This window comes from Streptomyces sp. SID8374 (assembly GCF_009865135.1).
In the GTDB taxonomy this organism is placed as follows: Bacteria; Actinomycetota; Actinomycetes; order Streptomycetales; family Streptomycetaceae; genus Streptomyces.
In genome coordinates this window covers 3743177-3762814 of the sequence record NZ_WWGH01000001.1, presented here as the reverse complement: position 1 = coordinate 3762814, position 19638 = coordinate 3743177, and the positions used below count along the sequence as shown (strand labels likewise).

Annotated in this window: 20 protein-coding genes; 13 read left to right on the top strand and 7 right to left on the bottom strand. The window is 68.9% G+C overall.

Features of this window, described 5'->3' with window-relative positions; translation table 11 throughout:
- Positions 1-83: 83 nt before the first annotated feature.
- From GTY67_RS16480 to GTY67_RS16450, 7 genes are all read left to right on the top strand, one after another.
- Positions 84-806: a TnsA-like heteromeric transposase endonuclease subunit gene (locus tag GTY67_RS16480; RefSeq protein ID WP_202461466.1), complete on the top strand. Its 723-nt coding sequence runs from the start codon at positions 84-86 to the stop codon at positions 804-806.
- Positions 803-2938, top strand: coding sequence for a helix-turn-helix domain-containing protein (locus tag GTY67_RS16475; RefSeq protein WP_161279188.1), 2136 nt, complete (start codon positions 803-805; stop codon positions 2936-2938). The genes GTY67_RS16480 and GTY67_RS16475 overlap by 4 nt, the downstream gene beginning before the upstream one ends.
- Entirely contained in the window at positions 2935-4053 is a 1119-nt protein-coding gene (locus GTY67_RS16470; protein WP_161279187.1) for an ATP-binding protein, read from the top strand. Before GTY67_RS16475 ends, GTY67_RS16470 begins: the two co-directional genes overlap by 4 nt.
- Positions 4050-6731: a TniQ family protein gene (locus tag GTY67_RS16465; protein WP_161279186.1), complete on the top strand. Its 2682-nt coding sequence runs from the start codon at positions 4050-4052 to the stop codon at positions 6729-6731. Before GTY67_RS16470 ends, GTY67_RS16465 begins: the two co-directional genes overlap by 4 nt.
- Positions 6731-7066, top strand: a complete 336-nt coding sequence (locus tag GTY67_RS16460; RefSeq protein WP_093686820.1) for a hypothetical protein — start codon at positions 6731-6733, stop codon at positions 7064-7066. The genes GTY67_RS16465 and GTY67_RS16460 overlap by 1 nt, the downstream gene beginning before the upstream one ends.
- 279 nt (positions 7067-7345) lie before the next feature.
- Positions 7346-8175 (top strand): IS5 family transposase gene (locus tag GTY67_RS16455; RefSeq protein WP_343238740.1). Its coding sequence is split into 2 segments (ribosomal slippage): positions 7346-7685 and positions 7685-8175, totalling 831 coding nucleotides; the frame shifts between segments, so codons are not numbered across the junction.
- Positions 8176-8519: 344 nt separating this feature from the next.
- Positions 8520-9899 carry a serine hydrolase domain-containing protein gene (locus tag GTY67_RS16450; RefSeq protein WP_161279185.1) on the top strand — a complete coding sequence of 460 codons (1380 nt, stop codon included), beginning with the start codon at positions 8520-8522 and terminating at the stop codon, positions 9897-9899.
- A 94-nt stretch (positions 9900-9993) separates the two neighbouring features.
- Here the strand turns inward: GTY67_RS16450 and GTY67_RS16445 are convergent, their stop codons facing one another.
- Positions 9994-10446 (bottom strand): GNAT family N-acetyltransferase, encoded by a 453-nt coding sequence (locus tag GTY67_RS16445; RefSeq protein ID WP_161279184.1) that lies wholly within the window; start codon positions 10444-10446, stop codon positions 9994-9996.
- A 10-nt stretch (positions 10447-10456) separates the two neighbouring features.
- Positions 10457-10933 (bottom strand): MarR family transcriptional regulator, encoded by a 477-nt coding sequence (locus GTY67_RS16440; RefSeq protein WP_093686824.1) that lies wholly within the window; start codon positions 10931-10933, stop codon positions 10457-10459.
- 139 nt (positions 10934-11072) lie between these two features.
- Here GTY67_RS16440 and GTY67_RS16435 point away from each other — a divergent pair, with 139 nt between their 5' ends.
- Positions 11073-12287 carry an MFS transporter gene (locus GTY67_RS16435; RefSeq protein WP_161279183.1) on the top strand — a complete coding sequence of 405 codons (1215 nt, stop codon included), beginning with the start codon at positions 11073-11075 and terminating at the stop codon, positions 12285-12287.
- 62 nt (positions 12288-12349) lie between these two features.
- Positions 12350-12772 carry a heme-binding protein gene (locus tag GTY67_RS16430; RefSeq protein ID WP_093686826.1) on the top strand — a complete coding sequence of 141 codons (423 nt, stop codon included), beginning with the start codon at positions 12350-12352 and terminating at the stop codon, positions 12770-12772.
- Between the two features lie 24 nt (positions 12773-12796).
- Here the strand turns inward: GTY67_RS16430 and GTY67_RS16425 are convergent, their stop codons facing one another.
- From GTY67_RS16425 to GTY67_RS16410, 4 genes are all read right to left on the bottom strand, one after another.
- Entirely contained in the window at positions 12797-13690 is an 894-nt protein-coding gene (locus GTY67_RS16425) for a GNAT family N-acetyltransferase (RefSeq protein WP_093686827.1), read from the bottom strand.
- A 126-nt stretch (positions 13691-13816) separates the two neighbouring features.
- A complete protein-coding gene (locus GTY67_RS16420; protein ID WP_093686828.1) occupies positions 13817-14296 on the bottom strand; it encodes an NUDIX hydrolase in 480 nt (159 codons plus the stop codon).
- Between the two features lie 44 nt (positions 14297-14340).
- On the bottom strand, positions 14341-15465 hold the full coding sequence (locus GTY67_RS16415; protein ID WP_093686829.1) for a cystathionine gamma-lyase: 1125 nt from the start codon (positions 15463-15465) through the stop codon (positions 14341-14343).
- 49 nt (positions 15466-15514) lie between these two features.
- Positions 15515-15892 carry a phage holin family protein gene (locus GTY67_RS16410; RefSeq protein WP_161279182.1) on the bottom strand — a complete coding sequence of 126 codons (378 nt, stop codon included), beginning with the start codon at positions 15890-15892 and terminating at the stop codon, positions 15515-15517.
- A 91-nt stretch (positions 15893-15983) separates the two neighbouring features.
- On the opposite strand from GTY67_RS16410, the gene GTY67_RS16405 reads away from it, so the two are divergent.
- The 4 genes from GTY67_RS16405 (at position 15984) to GTY67_RS16390 (ending at position 18232) form a co-directional block, all read left to right on the top strand.
- Positions 15984-16301, top strand: a complete 318-nt coding sequence (locus GTY67_RS16405) for a cupin domain-containing protein (protein ID WP_015609880.1) — start codon at positions 15984-15986, stop codon at positions 16299-16301.
- A 139-nt stretch (positions 16302-16440) separates the two neighbouring features.
- Positions 16441-16653 (top strand): DUF5326 family protein, encoded by a 213-nt coding sequence (locus GTY67_RS16400; protein WP_093686876.1) that lies wholly within the window; start codon positions 16441-16443, stop codon positions 16651-16653.
- A gap of 269 nt (positions 16654-16922) precedes the next feature.
- Complete coding sequence (locus GTY67_RS16395) at positions 16923-17693, top strand: helix-turn-helix domain-containing protein (RefSeq protein WP_305125180.1); 771 nt, start codon at positions 16923-16925, stop codon at positions 17691-17693.
- Between the two features lie 101 nt (positions 17694-17794).
- Positions 17795-18232: an SsgA family sporulation/cell division regulator gene (locus tag GTY67_RS16390; RefSeq protein WP_015609883.1), complete on the top strand. Its 438-nt coding sequence runs from the start codon at positions 17795-17797 to the stop codon at positions 18230-18232.
- 30 nt (positions 18233-18262) lie between these two features.
- Here the strand turns inward: GTY67_RS16390 and GTY67_RS16385 are convergent, their stop codons facing one another.
- Positions 18263-19606 carry a YibE/F family protein gene (locus GTY67_RS16385; protein ID WP_093686832.1) on the bottom strand — a complete coding sequence of 448 codons (1344 nt, stop codon included), beginning with the start codon at positions 19604-19606 and terminating at the stop codon, positions 18263-18265.
- Positions 19607-19638 lie beyond the last annotated feature (32 nt).

The window sequence follows — 19638 nt, the reverse complement described above, 5'->3', positions numbered from 1 at the left end:
GGGCTCCTTGGCTCCAAGCCCAGGCGTCTGCTTTCGACGGCAGGCAGTCTGGCTGTACGGACCAGTCCTGGTGGGGGTACGCCTTGGGCATTGCTGCAGAAGTCGTGGTCAGAGTGCGCCGCCATGATGGCGACGAGGTCGAGGAGTGTGCCTGGACCGCCGCTTCAAAGGATCTGTTGTCCTCTGCGGCTCCGTGGCGGGTATTCCGCTGGTACCGAGGGCAGAAGCACTACTCCGGTACCTACTGGTCGGCGACCATACGTGACCACGTGATCTACGAGTCCCGCCTGGAACTGGCCCGATTGCTCTTCGCGGACTTCGATCGCGCCGTCCACGGCGTCGTGGCTCAGCCCTTCCTGCTTCAGACCGTGCTGGATGGGAAGATCCGCAAGCACATCCCGGACTTTCTCCTGCTCACTGACCAGGCGCCGGTGATCGTCGACGTCAAGCCGCTGCACCGCTTGTCCAAGCCCGAGATCGCGTTCACCTTCGACTGGACCCGGCAGGCGGTGGAGTCGCGCGGATGGAAGTACGAGGTCTGGAGCGATCCTCCGCCGGTGCAGCTGGAGAACGTCCGGTTCCTGGCGGGCTACCGCAGGGACTGGCTATTCAGCGCCGCAGTTCTGGAAGAGCTTCGTGGACTTGATCTCGATGGAGTGCCCTTGGGGCGAGCCGCGGACTGTCTGCCTGGCCACCCGGATCTCCAAGTTCGGTCAGCCATCCACCATTTGCTCTGGACGCAGAATCTGGTTACCGATCTCGACCGGCCGCTCAGCCCGTCGCACACGCTGCGGCAGCCAGCATGAGCAGGGCCGGAGCTCGTGTTGGAGTCGGTACGCGATTCCGCTATGACGGCGAGACCGTCGAAGTGGTCGAGCTGGCGGCGACGACCGCGGGAAACGAGGTGGTCCTCAAGGACGGGCACGGCTGCGTCCGGCGGCTGTCCCTGAAGGAGCTGTTGTTCTCCGACCGCGCCGAGATTGTTCCTGAACAGACCGGTCCGGCGGCAGATGATGCTGAAGAAATTGCTTCAGTTGTCCTGAGCCAGCTGCGTGATGGTGAGCGTCGGAAAGTCCTCGAACGAGCTGAACATGTCCGCGAGGTCCTGACGGGCTACCGCTCAGGCAGCGCGGAACTCGTACGCGAAGGAGAACCTCGCACCGAGTACGGCGATGACGAGTTGGCCGAGGCCAAGTACGCAGCGAAGGCTCGGGAACTTGGGGTGTCGGTCCGCTCGATCAAGCAATGGGTCGCGGATTTTCGGCGTCACGGTGAGGCCGGGCTCGTCTCGAAACACGGCTTGTCCGGGCCGGTGCCGCCGTCGGTCGATGACCGGTGGGTGGAGACCGCGTTGGAGGTTATGGTCGAGTACACCGACCAGTCGAAGCCATCGCGGACGCTGGTGATCGAGCGGACGAGGGCCCGGGTGATTGCCCGGTTCGGTCCGGAGGTAGTGCCGCAGCCGAGCCGGGCGACGGCGTTTCGGGTGCTGGAGGGCTTGGAGCGGCGGCATCCGCTGTTCCGGCTGAGTACGAAGCGGAACCGGGATATCGCGGGGCGTCCGGAGGGTCCGTACGGGAAGCTGCGGCCGACGCGGCCCGGTGAGTACCTGTTGATGGACTCCACTCGGCTGGACGTGTTCGCGTTCGACCCGTTCACGCTCAAGTGGGTCCGGGCAGAGCTGACGGTCGCGATGGACTGGTACACCCGCTGCATCACCGGGCTCCGCATCACGCCGGTCTCCACGAAGGCGGTAGACGTCAGCGCGGTGCTCTTCCAGTCGTTCCGGCCCCGCCCTGCGGGGCGGGACTGGCCGCGGCACGCGGTCTGGCCCGAGCACGGCATTCCCCGCACCGTCCTGGTCGACGTCGAGGGAGCCGAAGGCCCGGGGCTCGCGTCTCCTCCGTTGGCCCCCGAGACGCTGGTCGTCGACCACGGCAAGGTCTATGTCTCGGAGCATCTGACCAGCGTCTGCCGCCGGATGGGCATCTCGATCCAGCCAGCACGGCTTCGAACAGGGCGTGACAAAGGGCCAGTTGAGCGCTATTTCCGGACCTTGCGCGAGGGGCTGTTGCAGGTGTTGCCGGGCTACAAGGGCCCCGACATCCAGTCCCGGGGTGAGAGTCCGGAGGACGACGCGTTCTTCTTCCTCGATGAGCTGGAGGTGATCGTCCGGGAGTGGACGGCGGTGGTCTATCACTGCCGGCCGCATGAGGGTCTGGTCGATCCGGGGGTGCCTGGGCTGCGGATGTCCCCGGCGAAGATGTTCGAGCACGGCATGGCGAGGGCCGGCTATATCGAGGTCCCCCGTGACCGGGACCTTGCCTTTGAGTTCCTGCAGACGAAGTGGCGCACGGTCCAGCACTACGGCGTCGAGATCGGCCGCCGCCGCTACAGCGGACCGGGTCTGCCGGAGGCGGGTATCCGCAGCCCCTACGACGGCCCGGTGAAGAACGGCTGGCCGTTCCAGGTGAACCCGGATGACATCACCCGGATCTACTTCCGCAACCCCACAACCCGCGAGTGGCACACCCTGACGTGGGAACACGCGCCGTCGGCGCGGATGCCGCTGAGCGAGGACGCGCTGGTCTTCGCTCGTCAGTTGGCCGCTCAGAAATACCGCTTCCCCGATGACCGGCTGGCCGTCGCCGATCTGCTGGAGCGCTGGAACCTCGGGTTGGGCACAACCTTGGTGGAACGGCGCATGGTCCTGCGGCTCGCGCGTGAGCAGGCCGCCATCGAACTGCCCGCAACCGAGGAGGAGAGTGTCGTATCCCTTCCCTCCGTACGCAAAGCCCTCGGGCAGGCCGAAGCCCTGGAGGGACAGGTGGAAGAACTGCTGCCGGAGAGCGTCGAGATGGGCGATGACGACGAGGCCGATCTGGAAGATCTCGCCGCCGAGGACGACTTCTACGCGGACGCTCTGGAGGACGTGTGAGTGCGGTCGGCTCGCCGAGCCTGGGCAATCTGGCCCTGTCGCGGAAGGAGGACTGGAAGGCGTTCGCCGAGACCCCGCGCCGGATTCAGCCCGAACAATTGACCCGCCGCCAAGTGAAAGCCCTGGGCGCGGAGGCGAGAGTTGAGCGTGATCGGCTGCTGCGGGTGTGGCATGCCAACCTGGGGCCGATCAAGACGCCTCAGCTGGCGGAACTGCACGACGACTTGTGGGACATCGTCGACAGCAACGTACAGGACGGCGACAAGGCGAAGGGCGCCGTGGCGGTCGACGCGTTCCCCGGACTCGGGAAGACCACCTCGGTGCTGGCCTTCCTCGGCGAGTTCCATCGCAGGGAGATCGCCGAGCAAGGCGCCTTCACCGAGGCGGGGCATGAACGCCTCCCGGTCTGCCGGGTCGGACTGACCGGCAACACCGGGATGAAGGATCTCAACCGGTCCCTGCTGGAGTTCTTCGGCCATCCCGGGCGCAACCGCGGGACCACCGCCCAGTTCGGTCAGCGCGCCCTGGACTGTGTGGTGTCCTGCGAGGTCCGCCTGCTCGCACTCGATGATCTGCACTTCCTGAAGTGGAACCAGAAGAACGGCATCGAGGTCAGCAACCACCTTAAGTGGATCGCCAACGAGTTCCCCGTGACGCTCGTAATGATCGGCGTGGGCCTCGCCGACAAGGGCCTGTTCAGCGAGGGCGACACCAGGCGGGACACAGCACTGGCTCAGACCGGGCGCCGCACCACCCGGCTGGGCATGCGGCCCTTCACGATTAAGTCCGAGGTCGACCGACGGGAATGGCGGCAGATGCTGCTGGCACTTGAACAGCGCGTCGTCCTGGCCGACAAGCATCCCGGGATGCTCGCGGACGACCTCTCCGATTACCTCTTCGCCCGCAGCACCGGACACATCGGCTCCCTCATGACACTCATCAATCGGGGCTGCCAGCGGGCGGTTCGCAGCGGCGCCGAACGCCTCAACCGTGACCTGCTCGACGGGGTGAAGAACGATGAGGCATCCGAGGCGGCCCGCAAGGAGCTCGAAGCGGCCCAGGAGAAAAGGCAGCTGACGAGCCGTCCGCGCTCCCAGCGCCGCCCGGCGGCATGAACGACATCGTCCGAACCCTGCCGATCCGGATGCGTCCCCTGGCAGGCGAGGCACTCGATTCCTGGCTGGAGGCGCTGGCCGGGAGACTGGATGCCCAGCTCGGCGAGGTTTTGCGGCATCTGGGACTCCCGGTCAGGGACCGGTCAGGGAATCACCTTCGGGGCATTCCCTCAGACTGGACGATTCTGCTCAACGAGCAGCAGATCGGGGCCATCACGCACGCGAGCGGGCTCGACGAGCAGACCGTCACGGGCATGACGCTCGCCCACTTCGACTCACGTGCCGTGGAGATCAATTTCGAGCGGCGGTATGTGAACCGCCGTGTCCTCTGGGGACGCGGCCGGGGCTCGCGGTTCTGTCCGGACTGCCTGCGGGAGACCGGCGGGCGTTGGCCGTTGTTCTGGCGTCTGGGCTGGGCTTTCGCCTGCCCTCGCCATGGCCGGCTGCTGGCGGACTTTTGCCCGGAGTGCGGACGCATTCCCCGTCAGCGGCCTCGCTCCGGGAGAGTCGTTCCCCGCCCGGGACAATGCGGCAATCCGGCCGCCTACAAAGGCGGACCACTTTCCGGCGGCTGCGGCTTCGATCTTTCACTGACCCGTACGCTCCGACTGCCCGCGGAGCATCCCGCGCTCAGGGCCCAGGAGCTGCTGATGAACGTCATCGAGACGGACAGCGCAGCCTTCGGCTCCTACGCGCTCAGCCCACAGCCGTCCCGGGCGGCACTGGCTGACCTCCGGGCGATCGGCGGGCGGGTACTGGCAGACCTGCCCGGACACGACATCAGGAACCTGGTGCCGGCGGACATCGCCGAGGACCACTTCACCGTCGAGCCCGGCTCCCAACTCGCCCTGCGAGCCGTGGAACGGCCCGGCTTCATGGCCCCACCGCGAGCCGTGAGTACGGCCGTCGCGGTGAGTATCGCCCTGCACGTCCTCGGACAGCCCGATATTCACCGGGCGGGGACCGAGCTGCGTGGCCTGCTGGACGCGATGCGGGAAGAACTCTGGCAGATCAGCCCCACCAGTATCGACAGCTGGGGACGCGGACAGAGTCCCGTGCTGAGCGCGGTGAATCTGGCCGCCCTCGCCCCCTCGCTCCGGCCCAGCGAACACCTGCGCTATCGCACCCCCACCGCCATCCCCCGGCTCCCGAAAAGAACGGTCGGGGAGATCACCCGTCGGGCGCGGAAGATCCCCAGCATGCTCTGGCCTTCCTGGACGGTCCGGCTCACCCCTCCCGACGGCGTCTACCCCCGCACCCTCGCTCCGGTCCTGGCCGCGTCGCTGTTGGTCATCGACAGCAAGGTCCGCCTTGAGGACGCTGCTGAACACCTCGGATCAGTCACCGACGGCATCGGGATCTCCCGCATCTTGCAGATACTGGACGACCAGCAGCCCTGGCCGGACACCGTCACCGCACTGATCCGGCTCTCCGATCACCTCGACACGACCGAGGTTCCCATCAACTACCAGCGGCGCCGCCGCCTGGACTACATGCAGTTGCTGCCGCACGAGCGCTGGCGGGACATCTGCCGCCACACCGGCGCCATGCCCGGCAACGGGCTCCGCGAGCGGGTCGTCCGCTGCCAGCTGTTCCAGCACATCAGCGGCCTTCCCGCCGAGGCCGCCCCCGGACACTCCAGCATCAACGAAGCATGGTTCCGGGCCGAGGCCGTCCGCTTCGCCACCATCCAAATCCCGGATCTGGCGCAGGCGTTGGCCAATGAAGCCCGCACCTTCCTCGCCGACCACGGAATTCACGACGAGCCGGTTACCTGGCAGCCGCCCGTCACCCTGCTGACCGGACTCGACCTGCCCGGACCTGATCCGGACCGCATCGATGTTGCCCAGCTGCACAAGCTCGTCCGGCAGCGCAAGAGCCCGGTCCAGCATGCGGCCGAGACCTTCGGCACCAGCATCGAGGCCATCCGCCTCGTGCTGGATGAACATCCCGCCCCCGCACTCCCACCGAACCAGCCCACCGCCCAGGTGACCGGCCTCATCCGCCTCAAAGCTCGTCACGAAGTGCCGAAAGAGACCTTCGCCCGTCTCTACCTGGACGAACACTGCTCGCTACAGCAGATCGCCGAACGCACCGGCTTCTCCAGGCAACTGCTGACAGCTCTCGCCCACGAGTACGACATCCCAGTCCGCGACGGACCCCAGGACTACAAGCGACGCGGAACCATCGAACGAGCATGGCTCATCGAGCAGTACGTCGTCCGCCGGCGAACGCTGCCCGATCTCGCCCGCGAAACCGGCATGAGCCCCGCGAACATGGCCCGCTGGGCCCACAGCCACAAGATCCCTCTCCGCCCCCGCGGCGGAGCCAGTCACCACGCCGTCCTCCGCACCGCCGATGAAGCCGAGGCTCTTCCCGCCATCCTTCGAAAAGCTCTCACTGGCCCGTCCGCGCGGCAGCGGCTCTCGCGCTTCCTGGCAGCCCGGTCCTATCCCACCCTCACCGAAGCAGCCCGAGACCTCGGTATCCACCGGTCGGCCCTGGTGGTCCAGATCAACCGCCTCGAAGCGGACCTCGGACAGTCCCTCTTCGAGCGGGCCGAGCGGGGCCGGGCCATGAAGCTGACCGTCTTCGGGGAAGAGGTCGTGGCTGCTGCCAGGAATCTCGGACGGGGCAAGGACGGGACGCTACAGTCCGAGACGGGAGAGGGGGCGTAATGGCGCTGAACAAGAAGGGGTCCCGACGGATCACCATTGACGGGACCGAGTACCGCTGGCGAATCCGCAGGAAGCCCTCCTACTCGCAAGGACTGTGCTGGACGCCGCTGACTTTTTCGGTGGAAATCGCCAATGCTGACCAGCCCAGCACGACCTTGGTCGTCACCAGCGGTCAGCCACATCCCAGCAACTGGTTGGATATCGAGGCAGAGCCCATCCGGCCAGGTTGCGTTGCCGCGAGCATCCGTGAAGCACGGGCACAGGGTTGGAATCCGGCGAGCCCCGGGGCCCCCTTCATGCTCGACCAGTCAGCGGGATTTACTCCCATGCCGTGAAGACCGGGAGAGCGCGGCGCGGGATGAATGAGCTGCCGCAGAGGCTCCATACCTGGTTCACCGAGAACGAGGAGCAACTGCGATCACGCGGGGTCACGGGTGACATCCAACGATCACCTGATGACGGTCGACCCAAGACCAGCGCATGGATGACGGTGGAGACCGACGACTATGTCGCCATGCTCATCGTCTGGGACAGCGGCGAAGCTGAGCTGGAGTGCGGTGACTGGGCTAGGCAGTGTCTTCAAATGATCATCGCTGGTGGATCATGGTGTCGTGATACGTCGCCATGAACTGTCCGATGCTGAGTGGGAGTTCGTCCGGCCGTTGCTGCCCGTGTCGTTGCGGGGGCGGAAGCGGCTGGACGACCGCAGGGTCCTGAACGGGATCGTGTGGAAGTTCCGGACCGGGACGGCCTGGCGGGACGTGCCCGAGCGCTATGGTCCGTGGGCCACGCTGCATACCCGTTTCCGCAGGTGGGCGGCGGACGGAACGTTCGACCGAATGCTGCGGGCCGCCCAGGCGGAAGCGGACGCGGCGGGCGACATCGAGTGGCTGGTGTCGGTCGATTCCACGATCGTCCGGGCCCACCAGCATGGGGCGGGGGCTCGAAAAGGGGGCTCCGCGACCCGGCCCTCGGGCGGTCCAGGGGCGGCCTGACCAGCAAGATTCATCTTGCCTGTGACGGCAGAGGCCGTCCGCTCGGCTTCGTCGTCACGGGCGGCAACACCAACGACTGCACCCGGTTCACCGCCGTGATGGAAGCGATCCGGGTGCCCCGGATCGGACCGGGGCGACCCCGCACCCGGCCCGATCACGTCCTGGGCGACAAGGGCTACAGCTCGAAAGCGATCCGCGCCTGGCTTCGCCGCCGCGGCATCCCTCACACGATTCCCGAGCGTGCCGACCAGGTCGGCAACCGGGCCAGGCGGGGCAGTCGCGGTGGCCGCCCGCCGGCCTTCGACCGCGAGGCCTACAAGCACCGCAACGTCGTGGAACGGTGCTTCAACCGCCTGAAGCAGTGGCGCGGCATCGCCACCCGCTACGACAAAACCGCCCAGTCCTACGAAGCGGCCGTCACGCTCGCGTCACTCCTGATGTGGGCGTGACATTTGACGACAGGACCTAGTAGCCAGATCCGGCAAGAACATCGCGATCTCCGCACTCCGGACGAACTCCTCGATGCCATCGAGGCCCTTCTCGAATGGGCTCAGGCGAAGAGCGGATGACGGGCACCCCACAGCCTGTTCCCTTTGACCGGCCAAGCCGTTCGCGAGGAAATGCCACGCAACCTGAGACATAAGCGCGTGGACATCGACTGAGACAGGCATGAAGCCGCTGGTCAGCGGGATGCCATATGCCACGGGCGGCGAGATCCTACACTCGGACGGCGCGAGGCCCCGCGCCCGGTAATCCTCTCGTCAGGCGGCGGCCCGTCGGGTATGGGTTGACCATGACTTCTCCCAGTGAAGAACTGCTCCCCGGCACCCGTCGCTCGCTCCTCCACCGTCTCGCCACCGCGCAGCGGGAAGGCCGTGCGCCCTCGCTCGCGGCCGCGGTGCAGCGGGAGGGGCGGATCGTCTGGAGCGGGGGTCGTACGGGCCTGGAGGGGCGGGCCCCGGATGCCGATACGCAGTACCGGATCGGGTCGATCACCAAGACGTTCACGGCTGTTCTGGTCCTGCGGCTGCGCGACGAGGGGCTGATCGACCTGGACGACCAGCTGGAGAAGCACCTTCCCGGCACCGGCTCGGGCGGTGCGACCGTCTTCCAACTGCTCGGCCACAGCGCGGGACTCGGTGCCGAGGCGCCCGCCCCCTGGTGGGAGCGGACCCCGGGGACGCTGCGTCCCGAGCTCGCCGATGTGCTCGGTGAGCGGCCGCAGATGCATCCGGCGGGCCACCGTTTCCACTACTCCAACCCGGGCTACACCCTGCTCGGTTCGCTGGTCGAAGCCGTGCGCGGGGTCTCCTGGGAGGAGGCGCTGCGCCGCGAGATCCTGGAGCCGCTGGGCATGGACCGTACGACGGGCGGGCCGGTCGCTCCGTACGCGGAGGGCTGGGCCGTGCACCCGTGGGCCGATGTGGTGGTGAGCGAGCCCGCCGAGGACCTCGGACTGATGGCGCCCGCGGGTCAGCTCTGGTCGACCCCGGCCGACCTGCTGCGGTTCGCCGCCTTTCTGGCCGAGGGGGACGACCGGGTCCTGTCGGCTTCTTCCGTACGGGAGATGAGGACGCCCGCCGCGCCCGCCGCCGAGGCCGGGGGAAGCGGATACGGACTGGGCCTCCAGCTCGTGAAGACCGGCAGCCGGGTCCTCTTCGGGCACGCGGGCTCGCTGCCCGGGTTCGTCGCCGGCCTCTGGTTCAGCGAGGAGGACGATGTCGCCGCGGTCGCTCTCGCCAACGCCACCTCGGGGCTGCCCGCCGCCACGGTGGCCGCCGAACTCCTGAGCATCGTGGCGGACGCGGAGCCGCGGATCCCGGAGCCCTGGCGCCCGCTTCCCGAGGCCGACGAGGAGCTGCTGGCACTGACCGGGATCTGGCACTGGGGGACCCATACGTTCACGCTGCGGCTGACCGGGGGCCGGGGCCTCGAACTCAGGCCGCTGGGCGGTACCGGGCGCGGAGCCGCCTTCGTCCCCCGGCCGGACGGCACCTGGACGGGCCAGGACGACTACTACGCGGGGGAGACCCTCCGCGTCGTACGGAGGGACGACGGTTCGGTCGACCATCTCGACCTCGGCTCGTTCGCCTTCACCCGTGAGCCCTATGAGGCGGGAGCGGACGTTCCCGGGGGGCTGGACCCGGCGGGCTGGCGGGGGCTCGGCGGCTGACGCCTGAGCCATGACGGCCGGTGGGGTGGGTGTTTCACGTGAAACACCCACCCCACCGGCCGTTGTCGTTCAGAGAGGCCTTTCGAAGAGCCCTTCAGAGCGCGAGCTTGAAGCCCACGTGGCTGGCCGTGAACCCGAGCCGCTCGTAGAAGCGGTGCGCGTCCTTACGGGTGGCATCCGAGGTCAGCTGTACCAACTGGCAGTCCTGACGGCGGGATTCGTCGACCGCCCACTGGATCAGCTGCGTACCGAGGCCGCTGCCCCGCTCGTCGGCGTGGATGCGGACGGCCTCGATGATCGACCGGACGGCGCCGCGCCGGGACAGCCCGGGGACCACGGTCAGCTGGAGGGTCCCGACCACACGGCCCTCGCGGACGGCGACGACGACATGCTGGTTCGGGTCGTCGGCCAGCCGCCGGAGCGCGGCGCGGTACGGGGTGAGGTCGTCCGGCGACTCGCGCTGCGCGCCGAGGGGGTCGTCGGCCAGCATGTCCACCACGGCGTCGAGGTCGGTCTCGGCAACGGGGCGTATCTCAAGATCACTCATGATCGGCAGATTACGCGCTCCGCGGCTGTCGGACCGGGGCCTTCAGCTCTTCCACGGCCCGGACCAGGGGCGCGAGCTCGGGGTTCTCCGAGGCCTCGTCCAGCGCCGCCCGCAGGGCGCTGTCGTTGGTCGGCCGGGCCTCCGCGAGCAGGGTGAGGCCGGTCTCGGTGACATCGGTGTAGATGCCCCGGCGGTCGGTGTCGCACAGGTACCGGGTCAGCAGCCCCCGGTCCTCCAGCCTGGTGACCAGCCGGGTGGTGGCGCTCTGGCTGAGGACCACGGCGTCGGCGACCTGCTTCATCTGGAGATGGCCGCCGGGGCCGCTGTGCTGCCGGCTCAGCACATCGAGGAGCGAGTACTCACGCGCGCTGAGCCCGTGGCCCGACTGGAGGGCGCGCTCGATGCGGGCCTCGATCTTCCCGTGGAGCAGGGAGAGGGCGCACCAGCCCTGGGCCAGGGCGGTCAGCGCGGGGTCGGTCGCGGTCATGGTCTCTCCTCCGGGCGGGAGCTGCGTGGTTCCAGGATAGGGGACGCCTGCAATAGCCCGTGTTTGCAATTAACCAGCGTCTGCAATTATTGTGGACGCTCGTAAGGCGCAGACGCAATCTTCAGGGAAGGTGGAACCCATGCCGCTCGCGCTCCTGGCCCTGGCCATCGGGGCATTCGGGATCGGGACGACCGAGTTCGTGATCATGGGGTTGCTCCCCGAGGTGGCCGCGGACTTCCAGGTCTCGATCCCGACCGCAGGCTTCCTGGTGACGGGCTACGCGCTCGGGGTCGTCCTCGGTGCCCCGCTGATGACCCTCCTGGGCACCCGGGTCACCCGTAAGCGGATGCTGATGCTCCTGATGGGGCTGTTCATCGTGGGCAACCTGGTCTCCGCCCTCGCCCCCGTCTTCGGCGTCATGCTCGCCGGCCGGGTGGTCGCCTCCCTCGCGCACGGTGCCTTCTTCGGCATCGGCTCGGTGGTCGCCGCCGATCTGGTCGCCCCGCAGAAGAAGGCCGGTGCCATCGCCATGATGTTCACCGGGCTCACCGTCGCCAACGTCGTCGGTGTCCCGCTCGGCACCTACATCGGGCAGTCCGCCGGGTGGCGCACCACGTTCGTCATCGTGGCCCTCCTCGGCGTGATCGGGCTCCTCGGCGTCGCGAAGCTCGTCCCCGAGCAGCCCAGGCCCGAAGGCGTCCGCATCCGCCACGAACTGGCCGCGTTCCGCAACGTCCAGGTCCTCCTCGCGATGGCCATGACCGTCCTGGGCTTCGGCGGAGTCTTCGCCGCGATCACCTACATCACCCCGATGATGACCGGGGTCGCCGGCTACTCGGCCTCCTCCGTCACCTGGCTGCTGGTCCTCTTCGGCCTCGGCATGGTGGGCGGCAACCTGGTCGGCGGACGGTTCGCCGACCGCCATCTGATGCCGATGCTGTACGTCTCGCTCGGCGCGCTCGCCCTCGTCCTCGCCCTGTTCACCGTGACCGCCCACAACAAGGCGACCGCGGCCGTCACCATCGTCCTGATCGGCGCCCTGGGCTTCGCGACCGTGCCCCCGCTGCAGAAGCGGGTCCTCGACCAGGCGGCAGGCGCCCCCACCCTGGCCTCCGCCGTCAACATCGGGGCCTTCAACCTCGGCAACGCCCTCGCCGCCTGGCTCGGCGGCCTCGTGATCGCCGCCGGTCTCGGCTACACCGCCCCCAACTGGGTCGGCGCGGCCCTCGCCGCCTCCGCCCTGGTCCTGGCCGTGGTCTCCAGCCTGCTGGAGCGCCGTACCGACACCGCCGAAGGCCGGATCGTCGCCGGGAGCACCCCCGCTCCGGTCACCGCCCCGGCCGCCCGGCACTGAGCCCCGCCCCGAGCCCCCAACCGCACCACCCACCCCACCGCACAACGATCAGGAGCAGTTCCATGAGCACCACCACCGCTGTCGCCCCGCTGACCATCCAGGACGCCGAGGCCCTCGTCACAGCAGCCCGCACCGCCGCCGAGGCGGCCGGGGTCGCCGTCGCCGTGAGCGTCGTGGACGCGGGCGGCCACCTGCTGGCCTTCCGGCGCGAGGACCGGGCCGTCCTCATCGCCGGAGAGACCAGCACCCGTAAGGCGTTCACCGCGCTGCAACTCGACGCCCCCACCGCGGACCTGGTCGACGCGGTGCAGCCCGGCGGGCTCTTCCACACCCTGCCGACCGCACTGGACCGCCCGCTCCTCTTCATCGCAGGCGGGGTCCCCCTGCACCGCGACGGCCGGCTGATCGGGGCCATCGGCGTCGGCGGCGGAGCGCCGGAGCAGGACCACGGGTTCGCGTCCGCCGCGGCGGACTCCCTCGGCTGAGGCGGAGCACCCGCAGCAGGGGCCTCAGCCCGTCGCGATGGTCAGCGGGGCGAACCTGCGGGAGGCGTCACCGGGGAGGTCCTCGATGCCGTACGTCATCACCGCGGTCCGGGAGCCCGGCTCCAGGCCGCGCTCCACCAGCCAGCCGAGCAGCTCCTCGTGGCGCGCGTCCACGTCGGCCCGCAGCGGCCGGTCCGTCGTGGCCGCCAGCGCGGTGACGAGGGCCTTCGCGGTGGCCGTGTCCCGCGCCACGAGCGGGCCCACGACATGGGCGTCGCCGCTCGGCCAGAGGGCCGCGTAGCCGGTCAGCTCGCCGTTCTCCTCCGCGACCTGGAGCCGGTCCGAGAAGGCCGGGAGCCGGGCGATGAGGTGGGTGCGGTCGATACCGAAGACGGGCAGGTCGAGGCGGACCATCGCCTGGAGGTCATCCGCTGCGGCCGGCCGGGTGGTCGCGGCCGAGCCCCGGGCCACTGCCGGAGACGCCGCACCCCCGTCCTCCGCCCGGAACCGGCCCAGGACCCGTTCGGTCCGGCCCACCTGGGCGAAGCCGAGCTTCTCGTAGAGCGGCTGCCCCTCGGGTGTGGCGTACAGCGCGAGCGGGGTAGGCCCGACCTCCTCCATCACATGGCGCATGAGCCGCCGCGCGATCCCCTGACGGGCGTGGCGTCCGGCGACGAGCAGCATGCCGACGGCCGCCAGCCGGGGCCCGTACGACATCACCACACAGGCCGCCGCCAGGCCCTTCCCGTCGGGGTCATCGATCCCGTAGCCCGTACCCGCGGAGAGGAGCAGCCCCCATCGGTGCTCGTCGCGCGGCCAGCCCCGGTCTTCGGAGAGGTCGGCGCAGGAGACGAGGTCTCCCCGCGTGAGGCGCCGTACGGGCAGGTCGACGAGGGGCAGGGGTGATGGGCTGTGCATGGGGCCAGGCTGTCCGACCCGGTGATCGCCCGTCCAGCGGTTTCCCGGAACTGGCCGAGAACCGAAGCGTCCGCCGCTCGGTTTCACGTGAAACATGGAGCGCGGCCGCGTGCGAGTACGGGGCCGTCAGCTCAGGTCGGGGGCGTGCATCGCCCGTACGCCCTCGATGTTGCCGTCCAGATAGTGGCGCAGGGAGAGCGGTACGAGGTGCACGGCGGCGATCCCGACCCGGCTGAACGGCACCCGGACGATCTCGTACTCCCCGCACGGTTCGTCGATCTCCGGGCCGTGCCGCTGGGTGATGTCCATCGACGCGAGCCGGCAGACGAAGAAGTGCTGGACCTTCACCCCCGTGACGCCGCCGTCCGCGATGTGTTCGACGGTGTCGACGAAGCAGGGCACCACATCGACGATCTTGGCGCCGAGCTCCTCGTCGACCTCACGGTGCAAGGCCTCGACGACGGTGGCGTCCTCCGGCTCCACCCCGCCGCCGGGCGTGAGCCAGTACGGATCGACCCCCGGCTTGGTGCGCTTGATGAGGACGAGGTCGTCGCCGTCGAGAAGGATGGCGCGTGCGGTGCGCTTGACCACAGGACGTTCGGTCATGGCAAGAGAGTGGCCCGCACGCACCGGTCTGAAACTCCTCCGGCCTACCGGACCGCTTCGTCCAGCGCCCGCGCCACGTCCGCCAGCAGGTCCTCCGGGTCCTCCGCGCCCACCGAGAAGCGGATGAACCCCTCCGGAACGGCGTCGCCGCCCCAGCGGCCCCGGCGCTCGGCGGTGGAACGTACGCCCCCGAAACTCGTCGCGTCGTCGACCAGCCGCAGCGCGGCGAGGAAGCGCTCCGCCGTCTCCCGGTCGGCCAGCTCGAACGACACCACCGAACCGAAGCGCCGCATCTGGCCCACGGCGGTCCCGTACGACGGGTCGGTGGGCAGCCCCGGATACCGCAGCCCGGTGACCTCGGCCCGCTTGGCCAGCGCCTCGGCGAGGGCCAGGGCCGTGGTGCACTGCCGGTCGATGCGCAGCTGGAGCGTGGAGAGCGAGCGGTGGGCGAGCCAGGCCTCCATCGGGCCGGGAATCGCACCGGCCACCTTGCGCCAGCGGCGTACGTCGGCGGTCAGTCCGGGATCACGGCAGGTGACGTGGCCCAGCAGGATGTCGCCGTGCCCGGTCATGCCCTTGGTGTCACTGGCCACCGAGAAGTCCGCGCCGAGCTCCAGCGGGCGCTGGCCGATCGGGGTCGCCAGGGTGTTGTCGACGGCGACCAGCGCACCCGCCTCGTGCGCGGCGGCCACGAGCCGACGGATGTCGCAGACGTCCAGGCCCGGGTTGGAGGGGCTCTCGATCCACAGGAGCTTCGCGCCCTCCAGGAGCGCCAGCTGGGCGTCGCCCCCGGTCGGCGCGGCCTTGACCTCGACGCCGAAGGCCGTCAGCTGCTCCCGTACGAGCGGCAGCGCCTGGTAGCCGTCGTCCGGCAGCACCACGGTGTCACCGGTGCGGACCTGGGAGAGCAGCACGGCGGTGATCGCCGCCATGCCGGAGGCGAACACGGTGGTGCTCACGTCCTCGCCGGGCGCCTCCAGCTCGCCGATGGCCCGCTCCAGATGGGTCCACGTCGGGTTGGTGTCCCGGCCGTAGGTATAGGGGCCCACCGGGTCGCCGGAGAGGTGGAAGTGCGCGGCGAAGACCGGCCCGGGCAGGGTCGGTTCGTACTGCTCCGGTTCGGGAAGTCCGGCGCGTACCGCGCGCGTTCCGTCGCCCATGGTGCTCATGCTGCTCCGTCGTTCGTATGTGGTCGTGCGGCCCGGGGAGGGGCCGTGGTCAGTCCTCGTCCGGCAGGACCATGTTGAGGGCCCAGGAGACGACCGAGATGATCAGGGCGCCGAGCACCGCGGTCCAGAAGCCCTCGACATGGAAACTGAGATCGAAGACGCCGGCCAGCCAGGAGGTCAGCAGCAGCATCAGCGCGTTGACCACCAGGGTGATCAGCCCGAGCGTGAGGATGAACAGCGGGAAGGTCAGGAGCTGGAGGACCGGCTTGACCAGGAAGTTCACCACACCGAAGATCAGCGCGACCAGGATCAGGGTGAGGATCTTGCGGCCGGTGGAGCCGCCCTCCAGCGTGATGTTCCCGATCAGCCAGATGGCCACGGCCAGCGCACCCGCGTTGGCGATCGTCTTGACTACGAAATTCTTCATGTGTCTGATCGTGGCAGACATGATCGGTGGTTGACAGACACCGACAGCGCACACGGAACCGGTACCACGGGTCACTAGGGGCGGACGGGCCATGAAGGCATTCAGACTGGACGAGCTGGAGGCGGAACGGGCCGCCAACGACGGCGCCTACCTGCAGTTCGTGCGGGAGCGGAACATGTCCGTCGGCCTGTACGCCCTGGACGCGGGCGCACTCGATCCGCAGCAGCCGCACCAGCAGGACGAGGTGTACTTCGTCGTCAGCGGCCGGGCGTCGATCACGGTGGGGATGGAGACGACTCAGGTCGGCCGGGGGAGCGTCGTCTATGTGCCGGCCGGGGTGGCCCACAAGTTCCACCACATCACCGAGGACCTGCGGGTGATGGTCGTCTTCTCTCCCCCGGAGGGCTGAGGGTTCCGGCGCCTCCGGGCCCCGGGTTCCCTAAGGGTTCGATCAGGGGTCTTCAAGGGCTGCGGGGTCCCCGTCGGGGTCCCCCGCGCGCTTAGCATCGAGGCAGGAACCCAGAGAGACGAGGTAGATGGCGATGGCCGTGCGGGAGATATACGCGGGGATGCCCTGGTGGGTGAAGTGGATCGCGGTGCCCGTCATCGCGATCTTCGTGTTCGGCGGTCTGATCGCCAGTGTGATCGGCTTCGTGATCAGTCTGCTCTTCAAGGTGCTGGTCTTCGTCGTGCTGGTCGGCGGTCTGATCTTCGTCGTACGCAAGTTCACGTCCTCCTCGTCCTCGCGTGGTGATTGGTAGAAGAGGCCCCGCGGGCCGGTGTGGGGCGGGGGCACGCACAGGCCTGCGGATTAGCCCAGCAGAGCTAAGTCCCGGAGGAAAACACCCTCCTGGCGGAGGCGGCCGATACAGTGACATAACGCTGCCGCCATCTGGAATGTGACCCTCTGTCACCGAACCGACCGAGTGACCAGTGGTTTGTACGACAGTCCGGTCGTTGGTGCGGCAGCCCCGTGGGGGCGGCCTCCACGGGAGGGCTGACGGCCCGTCACCATGCCTGGGGGTGACCTTTGACCACGGCATCGAGTACCGCTGTCCCGACGTTGATCGGTTCGGTTCAGCGGGCGTTGAGGCTGCTGGAGGCTGTGGGCACCCATCGGGACGGGGCGCCCGCCAAGCAACTCGCACGTGAGGCAGGCCTACCGCTGCCGACCGCGTACCACCTGCTGCGCACGCTCACCCACGAGGGCTATCTCCGCCGGGAGAACGGCGTCTTCCACTTCGGTGCGGCCGCCGAGAACCTGACCGCCGCCCGGGCCCCGAGACACCGCCACTCCTCCGTCACCGACTCCCTCGCGCACTGGCGGGACGCCATCGGGGTCCCGGTGTACTGCGCGGTCTACCGCGACGGCGAGATCGAGCTCATCGCGGTCGCGGACGCCCCCGACGCCCCGGCGGTCGACGAGTGGGCGTCCTTCCGGGAGACCGGCCACGCACACGCGATCGGGCAGTGTCTTCTCGGCCAGCTGGACGAGAAGGACCGCGAGGACCACCTCGACCGGCACCCCGTACGGCCCCTTACTCGTTACTCAGTGCGAGATCGCGCGGCACTTCTGGAGCGGCTCCGAACATTGCGGCGGGGTGAACCGGTCATCGAACGCCAGGAGTACGCACTGGGGACCGTCTGCGCCGCCATTCCCGTCACAGCCGGTGCCACCATTGCGGCGATGGCCATTTCCGTACCCCTGGACCGGGAAGAACGGTTGCTGCCCGCAGTCGAACAGCTACGTGGCGAAGTGGCGAGCCTCTTGCGTTCGTTCGTGTTCTCTATCAGTATCTGAAAAATCACTCCTTGTGATCTGCTATCGCGTGCACCACGATGGCGTCAATAGGGCCATGGGGGATCATTCCTGGCCAGTTTCATCTACTGCGGGGTTGAACGATGCGCGAGTCGGTTCAAGCAGAGGTCATGATGAGCTTCCTCGTCTCCGAGGAGCTCTCGTTCCGTATTCCGGTGGAGCTCCGGTACGAGGTGGCTGATCCCTATGCCATCCGGATGACGTTCCATCTGCCCGGCGATGCCCCTGTGACCTGGGCATTCGGCCGTGAGCTGCTGCTGGACGGGCTCAACAGCCCGAGCGGCGACGGCGATGTGCACATCGGGCCGACCGAGCCCGAGGGGCTCGGCGATGTGCACATCCGCCTTCAGGTCGGCGCGGACCGCGCGCTGTTCCGGGCCGGTACGGCACCGTTGGTGGCGTTTCTCGACCGGACCGACAAGCTGGTGCCCCTCGGTCAGGAGCACACGCTGGGTGACTTCGACGGGAACCTGGAGGAAGCGCTCGGCCGCATCCTCGCCGAGGAGCAGAACGCGGGCTGAGCCGGTCCGTACATCCCCGCCTCGCGCCTCTCACGCCTTACGGCGGCGACCCCTGCCGGTCCGTGCGGGGGCGGCGGCCGTGGACGATGAGGTTCCGGCGCCCTGGCGGTCCGCGGAGACCACCAGTGCGGCGAGCACCGTCGTCACCGGCACCGAGGCGACCAGACCGATCGAACCGACCAGCGTCCGGACGATCTCCTCGGCGACCAGCTCGCTGTTGGCCACCGTGCCCACGCTGCTCTGGGCGATGGAGAAGAGCAGCAGCAGGGGCAGCGCCGCGCCCGCGTACGCCAGCACCAGGGTGTTCACGACGGAGGCGATGTGGTCCCGTCCGATGCGAATACCTGCCCGGTACAGCCCGCGCCAACCCATCTGCGGGTCCGCCTGGTGCAGTTCCCAGACGGCGGAGGTCTGGGTGACCGTCACATCGTCGAGTACCCCGAGCGATCCGATGATGACACCGGCCAGCAGCAGACCGCTCATGTCGATGTCCGGGTAGAGGCCGTGGATGAGGCCGGTGTTGTCGTCGGTGTTGCCGCTCAGATCGGCCCAGCCGATGAAGAGCGAGCCGAGCAGCCCGATCAGCAGCAGTGAGATCAGCGTGCCGATGACCGCGACGGACGTACGGGCCGTCACCCCGTGGCACATGTAGAGCGCCGCCAGCATGATGGCGCTGGCCCCGATCACCGCCACCACCAGCGGATTCGAACCTTGCAGGATCGCCGGCAGGATGAACAGGGTCAGTACGGCGAACGAGACGGCCAGCGCCACCAGCGCCATCACCCCGCGCAGCCGGCCCACCGCGACCACCGCCAGGGCGAAGATCGCCGCCAGCAGCGTCATCGGGATCCGCCGGTTCACATCGGTGACGCTGTACTGGAGGTCGCGGGGCGCGTCGGGGGCGTACGCCACCACCACGCCCTGGCCCTCGCGCAGTTGGCGGGGCGCGTCCGGCTGGACCACCTCGACGAACTTACGGCCCTTGTCGTCGCCGCTGGTCACCTCGACGGTCGCCTTCGCGCACTCCCCCTCCTGCCCGTTGACGGCCTCGCGGCCCGAGGGGGTGGAGGTGTCACCGGTGGGGGGCACCTGTGCGGCGTTGACGTCGGCGCAGTCGACCTTGACGACCTGGACGACCTTGCCGTCCTGGGTCTGCCGGTCGAATCCGACGCCGGTGCGCTCGTGGTCGGGGACGCCGCCGGGCCAGAACGCGATCAGGCCGACGACGACCGCCGTGGCGAACGGGATCAGTACGGCGGCGATGACCTTGCGCAGGTGCTTGGAGACCGGGGCGGCGGGGCCGTGGCTGTGCGTGTGGCCGTGGCTGTGGCCCTGGGGCGGCTGGGGTGCGGGGTCGCTTTGGGGGGAGGTCACGGGGCGATCATCGCAAGAACGGGAGGGCCCTC